Below are 16,107 nucleotides of genomic sequence, written 5' to 3'. Positions count from 1 at the left end.
TTATATTAAGAATCACTAAGAAATTACTTATGAACATTCTGGATTCAGGCAGAGGCAGGGCGAAACGAGGAAGAAGCTTTTTCGCCCTGGCCAGCGTCCGTTGCTGGCCTTGAGACAATAAAAAACCGGACGATTGCTGACAATCATCCGGTTTTGCCTTTTCGTCGCGTCTCGACAATTTTTTAACGTGTTGCAGTGCGTTTCAACGCAATTGCGAGGCTCTTCCCAGCCAGCTGTCCCAGTCTTTCCAGACAGGCTGTAGACCCTGTTCAATCAGGGCGGCAGCGACGGCTTCCGGACGTCGCCCGTCATGTGGCGCAAACTGCTCCAGTTCCGGATGGTCGTCGGCGTAGCCGCCAGGCTGCGTTTTGGAAAATGCGCTAACGTTGTTGATCGCAAGTGGGATCACGCGATCGCGAAACGCCGGGGACTCGCGCGTTGAGAGAGACAACTCAACCTCCGGAGCAAGCAGGCGGAATGCACAGATGGTTTGCACCAGTTGACGCTCATCCATCAGAGAAGCCGGTTCAACCCCTCCCGTGCAAGGCCGCAGCCGGGGGAAGGAGATAGAGTAACGGCTCTGCCAGTAGCGTTGCTGGAGCCATAGCAGATGTTCTGCCACCATGTAGCAATCTACCCGCCAGCTATCCGATAGCCCGATCAGCGCCCCCAGACCGATTTTGTCGATCCCGGCGCGTCCCAGTCTGTCCGGTGTCTCCAGCCGGAAAAAGAAATCCTGTTTCTTTCCCTTGAGGTGGTGCCGGGCATATGTCGCCTCGTGGTAGGTTTCCTGATAAACCATGACCCCGTCCAGCCCGAGCGTTTTTAACTCCGCGTATTCCTCTTGCGACAGGGGCTGCACTTCCATTTGCAAAGAGGCAAACTGACGACGAATGGCGGGGAGGTGCTGACGAAAATAGTCCATCCCCACTTTCCCCTGATGTTCACCCGTGACCAGCAGAAGATGCTCAAAGCCCATTTCACGAATGGCCGCACACTCACGCGCAATTTCACTCTCATCGAGCGTTTTCCGCTTGATGCGGTTACTCATGGAGAAACCGCAATAGGTACAGTCATTGGCGCACAGGTTAGAGAGGTAAAGCGGGACGTAAAAACTCACCGTGTTGCCAAAGCGCTGGCGTGTCAGCCTCTGAGCACGCTGTGCCATCGGTTCAAGATAGGCGCTGGCTGCCGGGGAGAGCAGGGCCATCAAATCCTCACGGGTGAGGTGACGGGCGTTCAATGCTCGCTCCACGTCAGCAGCCGTCTTGCTGTTGATGCGCAGGGCAATGTCGTCCCAGTTAAGCTGCCGCCAGCGCTCGGTAAACGTGCTCATGAGATTGCCTCCAGAAAACCGGTCAACGGGCTGGTGGCCTGAGCCTGAAAACTGCGCGAGCCGGGGCCGGACTCCCTTGCCAGCACGCCGGCCTCTACAGCCATGCGGAACGCGCGCGCCATCATGACCGGGTCATCAGCTACCGCGATGGCCGTATTCACCAGCACAGCGTCTGCACCCATCTCCAGCGCCTGTGCAGCATGGCTGGGCACGCCAATGCCCGCATCCACAACGACTGGCACGGTGGCCTGCTCAATAATGATTTCAAGCATCGCACGGGTTTCCAGCCCCTGATTGGAGCCGATGGGGGCGCCCAGCGGCATGACGGCGGCACAGCCGACCTCTTCCAGACGCTTGCATAGTACGGGGTCGGCTCCGCAGTAAGGCAGAACGATAAACCCCTGCTGAACCAGTTTTTCGGCTGCTTTCAGCGTTTCGATAGGGTCAGGCAGCAGCCAGCGGGCATCCGGGTGAATTTCCAGCTTCAGCCAGCGGGTGCCGAGCGCTTCTCGCGCCAGTTGTGCGGCAAAAATCGCCTCCTCTGCCGTTTTCGCGCCGGACGTATTGGGCAGCAGCGTAACGCCTGCTTCCAGTAAAGGTGCCAGAATGGCATCGCTGTGGTGACGCAGGTCCACGCGCTTCATGGCCAGCGTCACCAACTGGCTGCCGCTTTCCCGGATGGCCTCCACCATCAGCTGTGGAGAGGCGAATTTTCCAGTTCCGGTAAACAGATGTGAATCAAAGACTTTATCGGCAATACGTAACATCTCAGCCCCCTGCGATAACCTGAAACAGCAGGATCTGATCACCTTCATTGACCTGCTGAAGCTCCCACTGCTCGCGCGGCAGGATCTGTTGATTGAGCGCCAGCGCTGTGCCTGGTTTAAGCTGACGTAATTTATCGAGCAAAACGGCAACGGTAAGCCCGTCGTCGCAGCTCATCGGCTCATCGTTAAACAGAATGCGCATCGTGGCCTCCGCATACCGGGCAGTGGCTGGCACGGTGAAGCGCCAGCTGTCGCCAGCCGCTGGAGCGGGCATCAAACAAGCGCAGCGTATTGCGTTCCGTCTCCATGCCGCTAAGCAGCTTGATAGCTTCCAGCGCCTGCATTGTGCCCATCACGCCGACCACCGGACCAAGAATGCCCGCCGTCCGGCAGTTGCGCGTTGACTCGGCATCATCCGGCCACAGGCAGCGATAGCAGCCCTGCGACCACGGCGGAGTCAGGACCATCATCTGCCCGCCGAAACCCACCGCGCTGGCGGTGATAAGCGGCGTATTATTTGCCACGCAGGCGGCGTTGATCGCCTGACGCGTCGCCATATTGTCGGTGCAGTCCAGCACCACGTCGGCCAGGGCAACTTCGCGTTGCAGGCTTTCACCGCTGAGCCGTTGCTGTAAGGCAATCAGTTCGATATCCGGGTTAAGCTGGTTCAGCCGCTGGCGGGTGATTTGCGCTTTAGGCTGGTTAATATCCTCGGTGGTAAAGAGAATTTGCCGTTGCAGGTTGCTGAGGTGAACGTCGTCGTCATCGGCCAGTACCAGCGTGCCGACGCCCGCCCCTGCCAGATAGAGCGCGGCAGGGGCTCCTAACCCGCCCAGACCCACAATCAGAACCCGGCTGGCGAGCAGCTTTTGCTGTCCGTCAATGGCGATATCCTCCAGCAGAAGCTGACGGCTGTAGCGCATAAAATCACGATCATTCATCGCCTGCTCCTGCCAGCTGTAACAGCTGCTCGGTAGCCGACTGCCAGTCTGCTGCCTGGGTAATGGCGCTGACGACGGCAATGCTGCCGACCCCGGTCTCCAGCACCGCCGGGGCACGTTCAAGGCTAATGCCGCCGATGGCAACGGTGGGATAATCGGCAAGGCGTTCAACGTGACTCGCCAGCTGCGCCAGACCTTGCGGTGCGGAGGGCATCTGCTTGGTTTGCGTCGGGAAGACGTGGCCGAGGGCGATGTAAGAAGGGCGGGCGGTCAGCGCGACGTCGATTTCCATATCGTCATGCGTTGATACCCCCAGACGCAGCCCTGCGTCGCGGATCGCATTGAGGTCGGTTGTCTCAAGGTCTTCCTGACCCAGATGTACGCCGTAAGCCTGATGTTTGATCGCCAGTCGCCAGTAGTCGTTGATAAACAGGCGAGCGTCATAGCGACGCCCCAGCGCGATGGCAGAAACCACATCCGTCTCTACCTCTTCATCGTGTTTATCTTTAATGCGTAGCTGGATTGTGCGAACGCCCGTCGCAAGCAGGCGCTCTATCCATTCCACGCTATCCACCACCGGATAGAGCCCTAAACGAAAGGGCACAGGTGGAAAATCGGGCTGGTACATTACGCCTCCTCTTTTTTGAGGTAGATTTCACCGCCTTTGGCGCGGAAGGTTTCTGACATATCCGCCATGCCCACTTCAATGGTTTGTGCGGCAGCGTAGTCACGTACCTCCTGGCTGATTTTCATCGAGCAGAATTTCGGCCCGCACATGGAGCAGAAGTGTGCCACTTTGCCTGATTCCTGCGGCAGTGTTTCGTCGTGATAGGCGCGAGCAGTGAATGGGTCGAGCGCCAGGTTGAACTGATCTTCCCAGCGGAATTCGAAGCGTGCTTTCGACATGGCGTTATCACGGATTTGCGCTCCCGGGTGGCCTTTCGCCAGATCGGCTGCGTGGGCGGCAATCTTGTAGGTGATCAGACCCTGTTTTACATCTTCTTTGTTTGGCAGGCCGAGGTGCTCTTTCGGCGTGACGTAGCAGAGCATGGCGCAGCCGAACCAGCCAATCATTGCCGCACCAATCCCGGAGGTGAAATGGTCATAGCCCGGCGCGATATCGGTGGTCAATGGCCCGAGGGTGTAGAACGGCGCTTCGTGGCAGTGCTCCAGCTCTTCGGTCATGTTGCGACGGATCATCTGCATTGGCACATGTCCCGGGCCTTCAATCATCACCTGTACGTCATATTCCCAGGCGATTTTGGTGAGTTCACCCAGCGTGTGCAGTTCGGCAAACTGCGCTTCGTCATTGGCATCGCGGATGGAGCCAGGACGCAGGCCGTCGCCCAGCGACAGAGAGACATCGTACGCGGCGCAGATTTCGCAAATCTCACGGAAGTGTTCGTAGAGGAAGTTTTCCTGATGATGGGACAGACACCACTTCGCCATGATCGAACCGCCGCGCGAGACGATGCCGGTCAGACGTTTCGCCGTCATCGGTACGTAGCGCAGCAGGACACCTGCGTGAATAGTGAAGTAGTCTACGCCCTGTTCAGCCTGTTCCAGTAACGTGTCGCGGAAGGCCTCCCAGGTAAGATCTTCGGCAATGCCGTTGACCTTCTCCAGCGCCTGATACACAGGCACCGTCCCGATTGGTACCGGGCTGTTACGTAGGATCCATTCGCGGGTTTCGTGAATATAACGGCCAGTGGAGAGGTCCATCACCGTGTCCGCACCCCAGCGCGTCGACCAGACCAGTTTTTCCACCTCTTCTTCGATAGACGAAGTAACGGCCGAGTTACCGATGTTAGCGTTGACCTTCACCAGGAAATTACGGCCAATAATCATTGGCTCAGATTCCGGGTGGTTGATGTTGGCAGGGATAATCGCGCGGCCAGCGGCGACTTCATCACGCACAAATTCCGGCGTAATGTTTTCCGGCAGGCGAGCGCCAAAAGATTCTCCCGGATGCTGGTGGCGCAGAATTTCGCTACGGATGCGCTCACGGCCCATGTTTTCGCGAATGGCGATGAACTCCATTTCGGGGGTGACGATCCCCTGACGCGCGTAGTGCAACTGGGTCACGCATTTGCCCGCTTTAGCGCGTTTCGGTGTCAGCAGGCCGGAGAAGCGCAGCTCGTCCAGACCGTCGTCGGCCAGGCGCTCTTTGGTATAGGCAGAACTTTGCTCGTTTAGCTCCTCGCTGTCCTGGCGGGCGTCGATCCACGGTTGACGCAGCTTAGCCAGGCCTTTCTGAACGTTGATGGCAATTTCAGGGTCACCGTAGGGACCGGAGGTGTCATACACCGGCACAGCTTCGTTGTCTTCATACTGTGGGTTATCTTTGCTGCCGCCGATAAGCGTTGGGCTAAGCTGAATTTCACGCATCGGCACGCGGATATCCGCCTGAGAGCCGGTGATGTAGATGCGTTTAGAGTTCGGGAAAGCGGTGCCTTCCAGGGTATCAATGAAGTGTTGGGCGTGTGCGCGCTGTTCGCGGCGGGTCAGTTTAGTAGTGGTAGACATAGCTCATTCCAAAAGTGAAGGACATGGCTTGTCAGACGACGGATGAAGCAAGAGAAGATCGCCCGCAGGCGATACAACAGCAGTGTGACTCTTGTTCCCTTCGCAGGTATTAGCCTGATCAGGTTCCGCGGATCCCGAATTAACGGTCTCAGCCCGCGTTTTTGCAAACGCTGGGCACTCCGACAAGAAAAATCCCCCTCGTGAGAGGGGCGAATGTTTGTAAATTACTCGTTAACGATTAAGAACTCAAGCAGGGCGCGCGATGTTATCTTCGTTGCTGGCACTGAGATTGCTATCCAGCACGAGGGCGATCAGCTTATCTTCCAGTGTGAATCGCTCTTCCAGCGCTTCGCCAAGGTCGGAAAGCGCCTGCTGAAACTCAAGATAGTTATCGTGATCGATCGCATTCTCAAGCGTGGAATCGTAGTAGTCCATAATCTGCTGGGTATTGGCTTCCAGCAGCGGATAGAGTTTGCTGGCCGCTAAATACGGCGTAGTCCCTTCCATTTCGCGGATAATGCGTTCATAAATATTGAAATGGCCGTCGGACAGGTAGTCGACCAGGCTCTGACAAAAATCATCCAGCGCTTTTTCATTCAGACGCATAAACGATTCTTTGCCAGGCTTAATACCGACCAGATTGTAATAAGCCACGAGTAGATGCTTGCGCACATGTAGCCAGCGATCCACCAGTTTGTTACTTCCTCTAACGCGCTCAGTCAGGCTTTCTAGCTGGTTTAACATGTTCGACTCCGCAAAGTTTAGAATTGAATCTGCTTATCCAAAATGTAACCACAATGCTAACAACATGTCAGTGAAGCGAAGGTAGTGCAATAGATATGGATCGTATTATTGAAAAATCAGATCTTGGTTGGTGGATCGTCAGTCACGAACAAAAATTATGGCTCCCCGTCGGGGAAATTCCCTATGGTGCGGCGGAAAAATTCGATCTTGTTGGTCAACCTGCACTGAGGATCGGTGAGTGGCAGGGCGATCCCGTGTGGATGGTCCAGCAGGCTCGACGTCAGGACATGGGATCGGTTCGTCAGGTGCTGGATCTGGATGTGGGGCTGTTCCAGCTGGCGGGCCGTGGTGTACAGCTGGCGGAGTTTTATCGTTCGCATAAATACTGCGGTTACTGCGGGCATACCATGCACCCGAGCAAAACCGAGTGGGCGATGCTCTGCAGCCACTGCCGTGAACGCTACTATCCGCAGATCGCGCCGTGCATTATCGTCGCTATCCGTCGCGAGGATTCCATCCTGCTGGCGCAGCATACCCGTCACCGCAACGGCATTCACACTGTGCTGGCCGGGTTTGTCGAAGTGGGCGAAACGCTGGAGCAGGCGGTGGCGCGCGAAGTGATGGAGGAGAGCGGGATTAAAGTGAAGAACCTGCGCTATGTTACCTCCCAGCCGTGGCCGTTCCCGCAGTCATTAATGACGGCATTTATGGCCGAATATGATAGCGGGGACATCGTCATCGACCAGAAAGAGTTACTGGAAGCGAACTGGTATCGGTATGACGATTTACCTCTGTTACCGCCGCCAGGTACGGTGGCGCGTCGGCTAATAGAAGATACTGTGGCAATGTGTCGGGCTGAGTATGAGTAGTGTTACACTGAGGCCATGACGCTTAAGGAACTGCAAAAATGACCGAACTGAAGAACGATCGTTATCTGCGTGCGCTGCTGCGCCAGCCCGTTGATGTCACCCCGGTGTGGATGATGCGCCAGGCGGGACGCTATCTGCCAGAGTACAAAGCCACGCGCGCGCAGGCAGGCGATTTTATGTCGCTGTGCAAAAACGCTGAGCTGGCCTGTGAAGTGACGCTCCAGCCGCTGCGCCGCTTCCCGCTGGATGCTGCGATCCTCTTCTCGGATATTCTGACCATCCCGGATGCGATGGGCCTTGGGCTCTATTTTGAAACCGGTGAAGGTCCACGTTTCACCTCCCCAATCAAAAGCAAAGCCGACGTCGACAAGCTGCCTGTTCCCGATCCTGAAGATGAACTGGGCTATGTGATGAATGCCGTGCGCACTATTCGCCGTGAGCTGAAAGGTGAAGTGCCGCTGATCGGTTTCTCTGGCAGTCCGTGGACGCTGGCGACTTACATGGTTGAAGGTGGCAGCAGCAAGGCTTTCACCGTGATTAAAAAGATGATGTACGCGGAGCCGCTGGCGTTGCATGCGCTGCTCGACAAGCTGGCGAAGAGCGTCACGCTCTACCTCAACGCGCAGATTAAAGCGGGCGCACAGTCGGTGATGATTTTCGACACCTGGGGCGGCGTACTTACCGGACGCGATTATCAGCAGTTTTCGCTCTATTACATGCACAAGATCGTTGATGGCCTGCTGCGTGAAAACGAAGGCCGCCGCGTGCCGGTGACCTTGTTCACTAAAGGCGGCGGTCAGTGGCTGGAGGCGATGGCTGCAACGGGATGTGACGCGCTGGGTCTCGACTGGACAACCGATATTGCCGATGCGCGCCGTCGCGTGGGTGACAAGGTGGCGCTGCAGGGCAATATGGATCCGTCCATGCTTTATGCACAGCCGGCTCGCATTGAAGAAGAGGTGGCAACTATTCTCGCCGGTTTCGGCCAGGGCGAAGGGCACGTCTTTAACCTCGGGCATGGTATTCATCAGGACGTGCCGCCAGAACACGCTGGCGCGTTTGTGGAGGCGGTACACCGACTCTCTGCGCAATACCACAAGTAAGGAATCTCTATGGATCTCGCGTCATTACGCGCCCAACAAATTGAACTGGCTTCATCCGTGATCCGCGAGGATCGTCTGGATAAGGATCCCCCGCAGTTTATCGGTGGAGCTGACGTCGGGTTTGAGCAGGGTGGGGACGTGACGCGAGCAGCGATGGTGGTACTGAAATATCCCTCGCTTGAGCTGGTGGAGTACAAAGTGGCGCGTATTGCCACCACTATGCCGTACATCCCGGGCTTTCTCTCCTTCCGCGAATACCCCGCGCTGCTGGCAGCGTGGGAGCAGCTCTCGCAAAAACCTGACCTGCTGTTTGTTGATGGACACGGTATCTCACACCCGCGCCGTTTAGGCGTGGCCAGCCACTTTGGCCTGCTGGTGGATGTTCCCACCATCGGCGTTGCTAAGAAACGCTTGTGTGGTGCGTTTGAACCGCTTTCTGCCAAGCCTGGCGCGCTGGCACCGCTCATTGATAAAGGTGAGCAACTGGCGTGGGTATGGCGCAGCAAAGCCCGTTGTAACCCGCTGTTTATTGCCACCGGACATCGGGTGAGCATGGATAGCGCTCTGGCGTGGGTGCAGCGCTGTATGAAGGGATACCGTTTGCCTGAGCCAACACGCTGGGCAGACGCGGTAGCTTCTTCACGCCCGGCTTTTGTTCGTTGGCAGGAAATTCAGCGATGATTCAGGTAAACTGCGCCTAATTTTCGATTCGAGAGATCATCATGTTACAAAACCCGATTCACCTGCGCCTTGAGAAGCTGGAAAGCTGGCAGCACGTCACCTTTATGGCTTGCCTGTGCGAGCGCATGTATCCCAACTATGCCGCGTTCTGCAAGCAGACGGGCTTTGGTGATGGTCATATTTATCGCCGAATTCTGGATCTGATCTGGGAAACGCTGACGGTGAAAGACGCGAAGGTGAATTTCGACTCTCAGCTCGAAAAGCTGGAAGAGGCGATTCCGGTCGCGGATGATTTTGACCTGTACGGTGTCTATCCGGCGATCGATGCTTGTGTGGCGTTAAGCGAGTTGATTCACTCCCGCCTGAGTGGTGAAACGCTGGAGCATGCTATCGAAGTCAGTAAGGCATCAATTACGACCGTTGCGATGCTGGAAATGACTCAGGAAGGTCGTGAAATGACCGACGAAGAGCTGCGTGCGAACCCGGCGGTAGAACAAGAATGGGACATTCAGTGGGAAATTTTCCGCCTGCTGGCAGAGTGTGAAGAACGCGATATCGAGCTGATAAAAGGGCTGCGCGCGGACTTACGTGAGGCCGGCGAGAGCAATATTGGTATAATTTTTAACCAATGAGACAATAAAACTTGAGATAACGCCCGTTTTGTCGCTCCTCGACTCTTCCCTTTCGCCCCTTGTCTGGTCTACATTTGGGGGGCGAAAAAAAGTGGCTATCGGTGCGTGTATGCAGGAGAGTGCTTTTTTGGCATTTTCGTCGCACTCGATGCTTAGCAAGCGATAAACACATTGAAAGGATAACTTATGAACAAGACTCAACTGATTGATGTAATTGCGGACAAGGCTGATCTGTCTAAAGTGCAGGCTAAAGCTGCTCTGGAATCTACCCTGGCTGCTATTACTGAGTCTCTGAAAGAAGGCGATGCTGTACAACTGGTTGGTTTCGGTACCTTCAAAGTGAACCACCGTGCTGAGCGCACTGGCCGCAACCCGCAGACCGGTAAAGAAATCAAAATCGCCGCAGCTAACGTGCCAGCATTCGTTTCTGGTAAAGCTCTGAAAGACGCTGTTAAGTAAGACGCGTGGCAGTGAACAGTTTTAACGAAGGGGCGGTAACGCCCCTTTTGTCTGTCTGGCGTGGTGCGCTCACGTTAGCGGGCGTGCTGTTGCTGTCAGCCTGTAGCCATGACTCCACTCTGCCACCGTTTACTGCCAGCGGCTACGCTGACAATCAGGGGGCGGTCAGGATCTGGCGCAAAGATTCCGGCGGTGAAGTGCATCTGCTTTCTGCTTTTAGCCCGTGGCATAACGGCAATACCTCGACCGCGGAGTATCGCTGGCAGGGCGATGACCTCACGCTGATCGAACTGAACGTCTACAGTAAAACCCCCGAACATGTGAAAGTGCGTTTTGATGACCATGGTGAGCTGAGCTTTATGCAGCGTGAAGTGAGTGGTCAAAAACAGCAGCTTTCCAGCGATCAAATTGCTCTCTATCGTTATCGTGCCGAACAGATCCGCCAGACCAGCGATGCGCTGCGTCAGGGGCGCGTTGTACTGCGCCAGGGGCGCTGGCACGCCGATGGGACGGTAACAACTTGCGAAGGGCAGACAGTGAAGCCTGAGCTTGAATCCTGGGCAACCGAACATATTGAACGTCGTCAGCGTCATTCATCTATGGAGGTGAGTGTGGCGTGGCTTGAAGCACCGGAAGGTTCTCAACTGCTGCTGGTGGCGAACGAAGACTTCTGCACCTGGCAGCCGACAGAAAAAAGTTTCTGACGTAAATCCCCTCTCCCTTGAGGGAGAGGAGTTGGGTGAGTGTAACAGACGCTTCCGTTACTCCCTTTGCTCACGCGCAATCGCGCGATAGCCGATATCCTGACGGCTAAAGCTACCGTTCCAGTGAATATCCGCCATCAGCGCATAGGCGCGCTTCTGTGCTTCTGCAACGCTATGACCCAATGCGGTCGCACACAGCACGCGGCCACCGTTGGTCAGTACGCGATCGTCGTCAGACAGTTTCGTACCCGCATGGAACACTTTACCGCCTTCGAGCTCTTCCAGCGGCAGACCGTGGATCTCATCTCCGGTGTTGTAATTGCCTGGATAGCCGCCAGCGGCAATCACCACGCCCAGAGACGCACGTTCGTCCCACTCGGAAGTTTTCTCATCCAGCTTACCTTCACAGGCTGCCAGGCACAGATCGACCAGATCGGATTTCATGCGCAGCATGATCGGCTGAGTTTCTGGATCGCCAAAGCGGCAGTTGAACTCGATGACCTTCGGGTTACCCTGTTTGTCGATCATCAGACCCGCATAGAGGAAACCGGTGTAAGTATTCCCTTCTGCTGCCATACCTTTTACGGTTGGCCAGATGATGCGATCCATCGTGCGCTGATGTACTTCGTCAGTCACGACCGGAGCGGGTGAGTAAGCGCCCATACCGCCGGTGTTCGGGCCGGTATCCGCATTGCCTACGCGTTTATGATCCTGGCTGGTAGCCATCGGTAGAACGTGCTCGCCGTCGACCATTACAATGAAGCTCGCCTCTTCACCATCGAGGAACTCTTCGATCACGATGCGATGGCCTGCGTCGCCGAATGCGTTACCTGCCAGCATGTCCTGCACCGCGGCCTCCGCTTCTTCGAGAGTCATCGCCACGATAACGCCTTTACCGGCAGCCAGGCCGTCGGCCTTAATGACAATCGGCGCGCCTTTTTCACGCAGATAAGCCAGGGCTGGCTCAACTTCCGTGAAGTTCTGATATTCCGCCGTCGGGATGTTGTGACGCGCGAGGAAATCTTTGGTGAAGGCTTTGGAGCCTTCGAGCTGTGCTGCACCTTCGGTTGGCCCGAAGATTTTAAGGCCGGCCGCGCGGAACGCATCCACCACGCCAATCACCAGCGGCGCTTCCGGGCCGACGATGGTCAGATCGATTTTCTCGTTCTGGGCAAAGCTCAGCAGTGCTGGAATATCGGTCACGCCGATAGCCACGTTCTGCAGCGCAGGCTCCAGCGCCGTACCGGCGTTGCCCGGTGCCACAAAGACGGTTTTCACCAGCGGAGACTGTGCCGCTTTCCACGCCAGAGCGTGCTCGCGTCCGCCATTACCAATCACTAATACTTTCATTTTCTACTCCGGGAATTAATGGCGGAAGTGGCGCATGTCGGTGAAGATCATCGCAATACCGTGTTCATCGGCAGCGGCAATCACTTCGTCATCACGAATGGAACCGCCAGGCTGGATCACACAGGTGATGCCTACTGCTGCGGCAGCATCGATACCGTCACGGAACGGGAAGAAGGCGTCAGACGCCATGGCGGAGCCTTTCACTTCCAGACCTTCATCACCTGCTTTAATCCCGGCAATTTTTGCAGAGTAGACACGGCTCATCTGGCCTGCACCTATCCCGATGGTCATGTTCTCTTTCGCGTAGACAATGGCGTTGGATTTCACGAATTTCGCCACTTTCCAGCAGAACAGCGCGTCACGCAGTTCCTGCTCGGTTGGTTGACGTTTGGTCACCACGCGCAGGTCGGCTTCTGTCACCATACCCAGGTCGCGGTCCTGAACCAGCAGACCGCCGTTCACGCGTTTGAAGTCCAGGCCTGGTACACGCTCAGCCCACTGGCCGCAAACCAGCACGCGCACGTTCTGTTTTGCAGAGGTGATTTTCAGCGCTTCTTCAGATGCGGATGGCGCGATGATCACTTCGACAAACTGACGGGAGATGATGGCCTGTGCCGTTTCAGCATCCAGCTCGCGGTTGAAGGCGATAATGCCGCCGAACGCCGAGGTCGGGTCGGTTTTATACGCACGATCGTAGGCGTCCAGAATAGAGGTGCTTACCGCCACGCCGCATGGGTTTGCGTGCTTCACGATAACGCAGGCTGGTTCGCTGAACTCTTTTACACATTCCAGCGCGGCATCGGTGTCGGCAATGTTGTTATAAGAGAGCGCTTTACCCTGAACCTGCTGTGCAGTCGCCACAGACGCTTCTTTGACTTCTTCTTCTATATAGAAAGCAGCCTGCTGGTGGCTGTTCTCACCGTAACGCATATCCTGCTTCTTAATGAAGTTCAGGTTCAGGGTACGTGGGAAGCGACCAGACGGCTCATTGCTTTCGCCATGGTAAGCCGGGACCAGGCTACCGAAGTAGTTGGCAATCATGCTGTCGTAAGCGGCGGTGTGTTCGAATGCTTTAATGGCGAGGTCGAAACGCGTATCCAGAGTCAGGGAGCCTTCGTTGGCATCCATCTCTTTAATAATGGCAGCGTAGTCGTTGCTCTTTACTACGATGGCGACATCTTTATGGTTCTTGGCCGCGGAGCGCACCATGGTTGGGCCACCAATATCAATATTCTCCACTGCATCTTCCAGAGAGCAGCCTTCGCGGGCAACGGTCTGGGCAAACGGGTAGAGGTTAACAACAACCATATCGATAGGTGCGATATCGTGTTGTTCCATAATACCGTCATCCTGGCCGCGACGACCAAGGATGCCGCCATGCACTTTCGGGTGCAGGGTTTTCACGCGTCCATCCATCATTTCCGGGAAACCGGTGTAATCGGACACTTCGGTTACCGGCAAGCCTTTATCTGCTAACAGGCGAGCAGTTCCGCCAGTAGAAAGCAGCTCTACACCACGTGCAGAAAGTGCCTGAGCGAATTCGACGATACCGGCTTTATCAGAAACACTGAGCAGAGCGCGGCGGATTGGACGACGTTGTTGCATGGTAAATCCCCTGGATTTCACGATTACAGAGAGCGTTAGATGAATTTTCCACAAAAAAACTCAGCTAACACCCCTAACGGGGCATCCTTGTCAGGCGCGAGCATTTTAACGAAAACGTTTGCGCAACGCTCGCGAATTTTCACTTTTTCGTAGCATTGTGGATAAGTCTGTGTGTAAAAAGGTATAAGGCGGGGTTTTGCTGTGGAATGCAGCAGTCAGTCATTTTTCTGCAATTTTTCTATTGCGGCCTGCGGAGAACTCCCTATAATGCGCCTCCATCGACACGGCGGATGTGAATCACTTCACAAACAAGCCGGTCGGTTGAAGAGAAAAAATCCTGAAATAACGGGTTGACTCTGAAAGAGGAAAGCGTAATATACGCCACCTCGCAACGGTGAGCTGAAAGCCGCGTTGCACTGCTCTTTAACAATTTATCAGACAATCTGTGTGGGCACTCAAAGTGACATGGATTCTTAACGTCCTCGGACGAAAAATGAATACCAAGTCTCAACGAGTGAACACGTAATTCATTACGAAGTTTAATTCATTGAGCATCAAACTTTTAAATTGAAGAGTTTGATCATGGCTCAGATTGAACGCTGGCGGCAGGCCTAACACATGCAAGTCGAGCGGTAGCACAGAGAGCTTGCTCTCGGGTGACGAGCGGCGGACGGGTGAGTAATGTCTGGGAAACTGCCTGATGGAGGGGGATAACTACTGGAAACGGTAGCTAATACCGCATAACGTCGCAAGACCAAAGAGGGGGACCTTCGGGCCTCTTGCCATCAGATGTGCCCAGATGGGATTAGCTAGTAGGTGGGGTAACGGCTCACCTAGGCGACGATCCCTAGCTGGTCTGAGAGGATGACCAGCCACACTGGAACTGAGACACGGTCCAGACTCCTACGGGAGGCAGCAGTGGGGAATATTGCACAATGGGCGCAAGCCTGATGCAGCCATGCCGCGTGTATGAAGAAGGCCTTCGGGTTGTAAAGTACTTTCAGCGGGGAGGAAGGTGCTGAGGTTAATAACCTCAGCAATTGACGTTACCCGCAGAAGAAGCACCGGCTAACTCCGTGCCAGCAGCCGCGGTAATACGGAGGGTGCAAGCGTTAATCGGAATTACTGGGCGTAAAGCGCACGCAGGCGGTCTGTCAAGTCGGATGTGAAATCCCCGGGCTCAACCTGGGAACTGCATTCGAAACTGGCAGGCTAGAGTCTTGTAGAGGGGGGTAGAATTCCAGGTGTAGCGGTGAAATGCGTAGAGATCTGGAGGAATACCGGTGGCGAAGGCGGCCCCCTGGACAAAGACTGACGCTCAGGTGCGAAAGCGTGGGGAGCAAACAGGATTAGATACCCTGGTAGTCCACGCCGTAAACGATGTCGACTTGGAGGTTGTGCCCTTGAGGCGTGGCTTCCGGAGCTAACGCGTTAAGTCGACCGCCTGGGGAGTACGGCCGCAAGGTTAAAACTCAAATGAATTGACGGGGGCCCGCACAAGCGGTGGAGCATGTGGTTTAATTCGATGCAACGCGAAGAACCTTACCTACTCTTGACATCCAGAGAACTTTCCAGAGATGGATTGGTGCCTTCGGGAACTCTGAGACAGGTGCTGCATGGCTGTCGTCAGCTCGTGTTGTGAAATGTTGGGTTAAGTCCCGCAACGAGCGCAACCCTTATCCTTTGTTGCCAGCGGTCCGGCCGGGAACTCAAAGGAGACTGCCAGTGATAAACTGGAGGAAGGTGGGGATGACGTCAAGTCATCATGGCCCTTACGAGTAGGGCTACACACGTGCTACAATGGCGCATACAAAGAGAAGCGACCTCGCGAGAGCAAGCGGACCTCATAAAGTGCGTCGTAGTCCGGATTGGAGTCTGCAACTCGACTCCATGAAGTCGGAATCGCTAGTAATCGTAGATCAGAATGCTACGGTGAATACGTTCCCGGGCCTTGTACACACCGCCCGTCACACCATGGGAGTGGGTTGCAAAAGAAGTAGGTAGCTTAACCTTCGGGAGGGCGCTTACCACTTTGTGATTCATGACTGGGGTGAAGTCGTAACAAGGTAACCGTAGGGGAACCTGCGGTTGGATCACCTCCTTACCTTAAAGAACCTGCCTTTGCAGTGCTCACACAGATTGTCTGATGAAAAGTAAATAGCAAGGCGTCTTGCGATTGAGACTTATACGTCCCCTTCGTCTAGAGGCCCAGGACACCGCCCTTTCACGGCGGTAACAGGGGTTCGAATCCCCTAGGGGACGCCACTTGCTGGTTCGTGAGTGAAAGTCACCTGCCGTCATATCTCAAAACTGACTTGCGAGTCATGTTTGAGATATTTGCTCTTTAAAAATCTGGATCAAGCTGAAAATTGAAACGACACACATGTTAT

15 protein-coding genes, 1 tRNA gene, 1 rRNA gene and 1 riboswitch are annotated in these 16,107 nt (G+C 55.3%); of the genes, 8 read left to right on the top strand and 9 right to left on the bottom strand.

The features are described 5' to 3' along the window. Positions 1-202: 202 nt before the first annotated feature. The 7 genes from thiH to AC0XWG_RS05795 form a co-directional block, all read right to left on the bottom strand. The gene (gene thiH, locus AC0XWG_RS05825; protein ID WP_128348910.1) at positions 203-1,336 is read right to left on the bottom strand and encodes a 2-iminoacetate synthase ThiH; all 1,134 of its coding nucleotides are present in this window, start codon (positions 1,334-1,336) and stop codon (positions 203-205) included. Beyond that, complete coding sequence (gene thiG / locus AC0XWG_RS05820) at positions 1,333-2,103, bottom strand: thiazole synthase (RefSeq protein ID WP_128348911.1); 771 nt, start codon at positions 2,101-2,103, stop codon at positions 1,333-1,335. Before thiG ends, thiH begins: the two co-directional genes overlap by 4 nt. 1 nt (position 2,104) lies before the next feature. After that, positions 2,105-2,305 carry a sulfur carrier protein ThiS gene (gene thiS / locus AC0XWG_RS05815; RefSeq protein WP_028018471.1) on the bottom strand — a complete coding sequence of 67 codons (201 nt, stop codon included), beginning with the start codon at positions 2,303-2,305 and terminating at the stop codon, positions 2,105-2,107. After that, entirely contained in the window at positions 2,289-3,044 is a 756-nt protein-coding gene (gene thiF, locus AC0XWG_RS05810) for a thiazole biosynthesis adenylyltransferase ThiF (protein WP_475680449.1), read from the bottom strand. The genes thiS and thiF overlap by 17 nt, the downstream gene beginning before the upstream one ends. After that, the gene (thiE, locus tag AC0XWG_RS05805; protein WP_128348913.1) at positions 3,037-3,672 is read right to left on the bottom strand and encodes a thiamine phosphate synthase; all 636 of its coding nucleotides are present in this window, start codon (positions 3,670-3,672) and stop codon (positions 3,037-3,039) included. Before thiE ends, thiF begins: the two co-directional genes overlap by 8 nt. Beyond that, complete coding sequence (thiC, locus tag AC0XWG_RS05800; protein WP_475680448.1) at positions 3,672-5,570, bottom strand: phosphomethylpyrimidine synthase ThiC; 1,899 nt, start codon at positions 5,568-5,570, stop codon at positions 3,672-3,674. The genes thiE and thiC overlap by 1 nt, the downstream gene beginning before the upstream one ends. Before the next feature lie 78 nt (positions 5,571-5,648). Continuing rightward, positions 5,649-5,762: riboswitch (TPP riboswitch) on the bottom strand. Positions 5,763-5,816: 54 nt separating this feature from the next. Then, a complete protein-coding gene (locus AC0XWG_RS05795) occupies positions 5,817-6,314 on the bottom strand; it encodes an Rsd/AlgQ family anti-sigma factor (RefSeq protein WP_028018467.1) in 498 nt (165 codons plus the stop codon). 95 nt (positions 6,315-6,409) lie between these two features. Here AC0XWG_RS05795 and nudC point away from each other — a divergent pair, with 95 nt between their 5' ends. From nudC to AC0XWG_RS05765, 6 genes are all read left to right on the top strand, one after another. Continuing rightward, positions 6,410-7,183: an NAD(+) diphosphatase gene (gene nudC, locus AC0XWG_RS05790; protein ID WP_028018466.1), complete on the top strand. Its 774-nt coding sequence runs from the start codon at positions 6,410-6,412 to the stop codon at positions 7,181-7,183. 38 nt (positions 7,184-7,221) lie between these two features. Beyond that, the gene (gene hemE, locus AC0XWG_RS05785) at positions 7,222-8,286 is read left to right on the top strand and encodes a uroporphyrinogen decarboxylase (RefSeq protein WP_114980110.1); all 1,065 of its coding nucleotides are present in this window, start codon (positions 7,222-7,224) and stop codon (positions 8,284-8,286) included. Positions 8,287-8,295: 9 nt separating this feature from the next. Next, complete coding sequence (gene nfi / locus AC0XWG_RS05780; RefSeq protein ID WP_128348916.1) at positions 8,296-8,967, top strand: deoxyribonuclease V; 672 nt, start codon at positions 8,296-8,298, stop codon at positions 8,965-8,967. A gap of 41 nt (positions 8,968-9,008) precedes the next feature. Beyond that, entirely contained in the window at positions 9,009-9,599 is a 591-nt protein-coding gene (locus AC0XWG_RS05775; RefSeq protein ID WP_028018463.1) for a YjaG family protein, read from the top strand. A gap of 186 nt (positions 9,600-9,785) precedes the next feature. Beyond that, entirely contained in the window at positions 9,786-10,058 is a 273-nt protein-coding gene (hupA, locus tag AC0XWG_RS05770; RefSeq protein WP_002445246.1) for a nucleoid-associated protein HU-alpha, read from the top strand. 11 nt (positions 10,059-10,069) lie between these two features. Next, complete coding sequence (locus tag AC0XWG_RS05765; protein ID WP_108089376.1) at positions 10,070-10,762, top strand: DUF1481 domain-containing protein; 693 nt, start codon at positions 10,070-10,072, stop codon at positions 10,760-10,762. Between the two features lie 57 nt (positions 10,763-10,819). Here the strand turns inward: AC0XWG_RS05765 and purD are convergent, their stop codons facing one another. Then, a complete protein-coding gene (gene purD / locus AC0XWG_RS05760) occupies positions 10,820-12,112 on the bottom strand; it encodes a phosphoribosylamine--glycine ligase (protein ID WP_128348917.1) in 1,293 nt (430 codons plus the stop codon). Between the two features lie 15 nt (positions 12,113-12,127). After that, positions 12,128-13,717 (bottom strand): bifunctional phosphoribosylaminoimidazolecarboxamide formyltransferase/IMP cyclohydrolase, encoded by a 1,590-nt coding sequence (gene purH, locus AC0XWG_RS05755; RefSeq protein WP_475680447.1) that lies wholly within the window; start codon positions 13,715-13,717, stop codon positions 12,128-12,130. 564 nt (positions 13,718-14,281) lie between these two features. Here purH and AC0XWG_RS05750 point away from each other — a divergent pair. Both AC0XWG_RS05750 and AC0XWG_RS05745 read left to right on the top strand, forming a co-directional pair. Beyond that, positions 14,282-15,821: ribosomal RNA gene (locus tag AC0XWG_RS05750) — 16S ribosomal RNA — on the top strand. Positions 15,822-15,906: 85 nt separating this feature from the next. Then, positions 15,907-15,982, top strand: a tRNA-Glu gene (locus tag AC0XWG_RS05745). Positions 15,983-16,107 lie beyond the last annotated feature (125 nt).

The sequence above is a fragment of the Enterobacter sp. DVT3837 genome, assembly GCF_056238685.1.
This window is presented reverse-complemented; position numbering and strand designations above follow the sequence as displayed.

What these genes read in the sequence shown, in the direction of transcription:
- purH (WP_475680447.1), bottom strand. Translation starts at nt 13,717, where the DNA reads ATGCAACAACGTCGTCCAATCCGCCGCGCTCTGCTCAGTGTTTCTGAT.
- thiE (WP_128348913.1), bottom strand. Translation starts at nt 3,672, where the DNA reads ATGTACCAGCCCGATTTTCCACCTGTGCCCTTTCGTTTAGGGCTCTAT.
- purD (WP_128348917.1), bottom strand. Translation starts at nt 12,112, where the DNA reads ATGAAAGTATTAGTGATTGGTAATGGCGGACGCGAGCACGCTCTGGCG.
- thiH (WP_128348910.1), bottom strand. Translation starts at nt 1,336, where the DNA reads ATGAGCACGTTTACCGAGCGCTGGCGGCAGCTTAACTGGGACGACATT.
- hupA (WP_002445246.1), top strand. Translation starts at nt 9,786, where the DNA reads ATGAACAAGACTCAACTGATTGATGTAATTGCGGACAAGGCTGATCTG.
- nudC (WP_028018466.1), top strand. Translation starts at nt 6,410, where the DNA reads ATGGATCGTATTATTGAAAAATCAGATCTTGGTTGGTGGATCGTCAGT.
- thiS (WP_028018471.1), bottom strand. Translation starts at nt 2,305, where the DNA reads ATGCGCATTCTGTTTAACGATGAGCCGATGAGCTGCGACGACGGGCTT.
- hemE (WP_114980110.1), top strand. Translation starts at nt 7,222, where the DNA reads ATGACCGAACTGAAGAACGATCGTTATCTGCGTGCGCTGCTGCGCCAG.
- AC0XWG_RS05795 (WP_028018467.1), bottom strand. Translation starts at nt 6,314, where the DNA reads ATGTTAAACCAGCTAGAAAGCCTGACTGAGCGCGTTAGAGGAAGTAAC.
- nfi (WP_128348916.1), top strand. Translation starts at nt 8,296, where the DNA reads ATGGATCTCGCGTCATTACGCGCCCAACAAATTGAACTGGCTTCATCC.
- thiC (WP_475680448.1), bottom strand. Translation starts at nt 5,570, where the DNA reads ATGTCTACCACTACTAAACTGACCCGCCGCGAACAGCGCGCACACGCC.
- thiF (WP_475680449.1), bottom strand. Translation starts at nt 3,044, where the DNA reads ATGAATGATCGTGATTTTATGCGCTACAGCCGTCAGCTTCTGCTGGAG.
- thiG (WP_128348911.1), bottom strand. Translation starts at nt 2,103, where the DNA reads ATGTTACGTATTGCCGATAAAGTCTTTGATTCACATCTGTTTACCGGA.
- AC0XWG_RS05775 (WP_028018463.1), top strand. Translation starts at nt 9,009, where the DNA reads ATGTTACAAAACCCGATTCACCTGCGCCTTGAGAAGCTGGAAAGCTGG.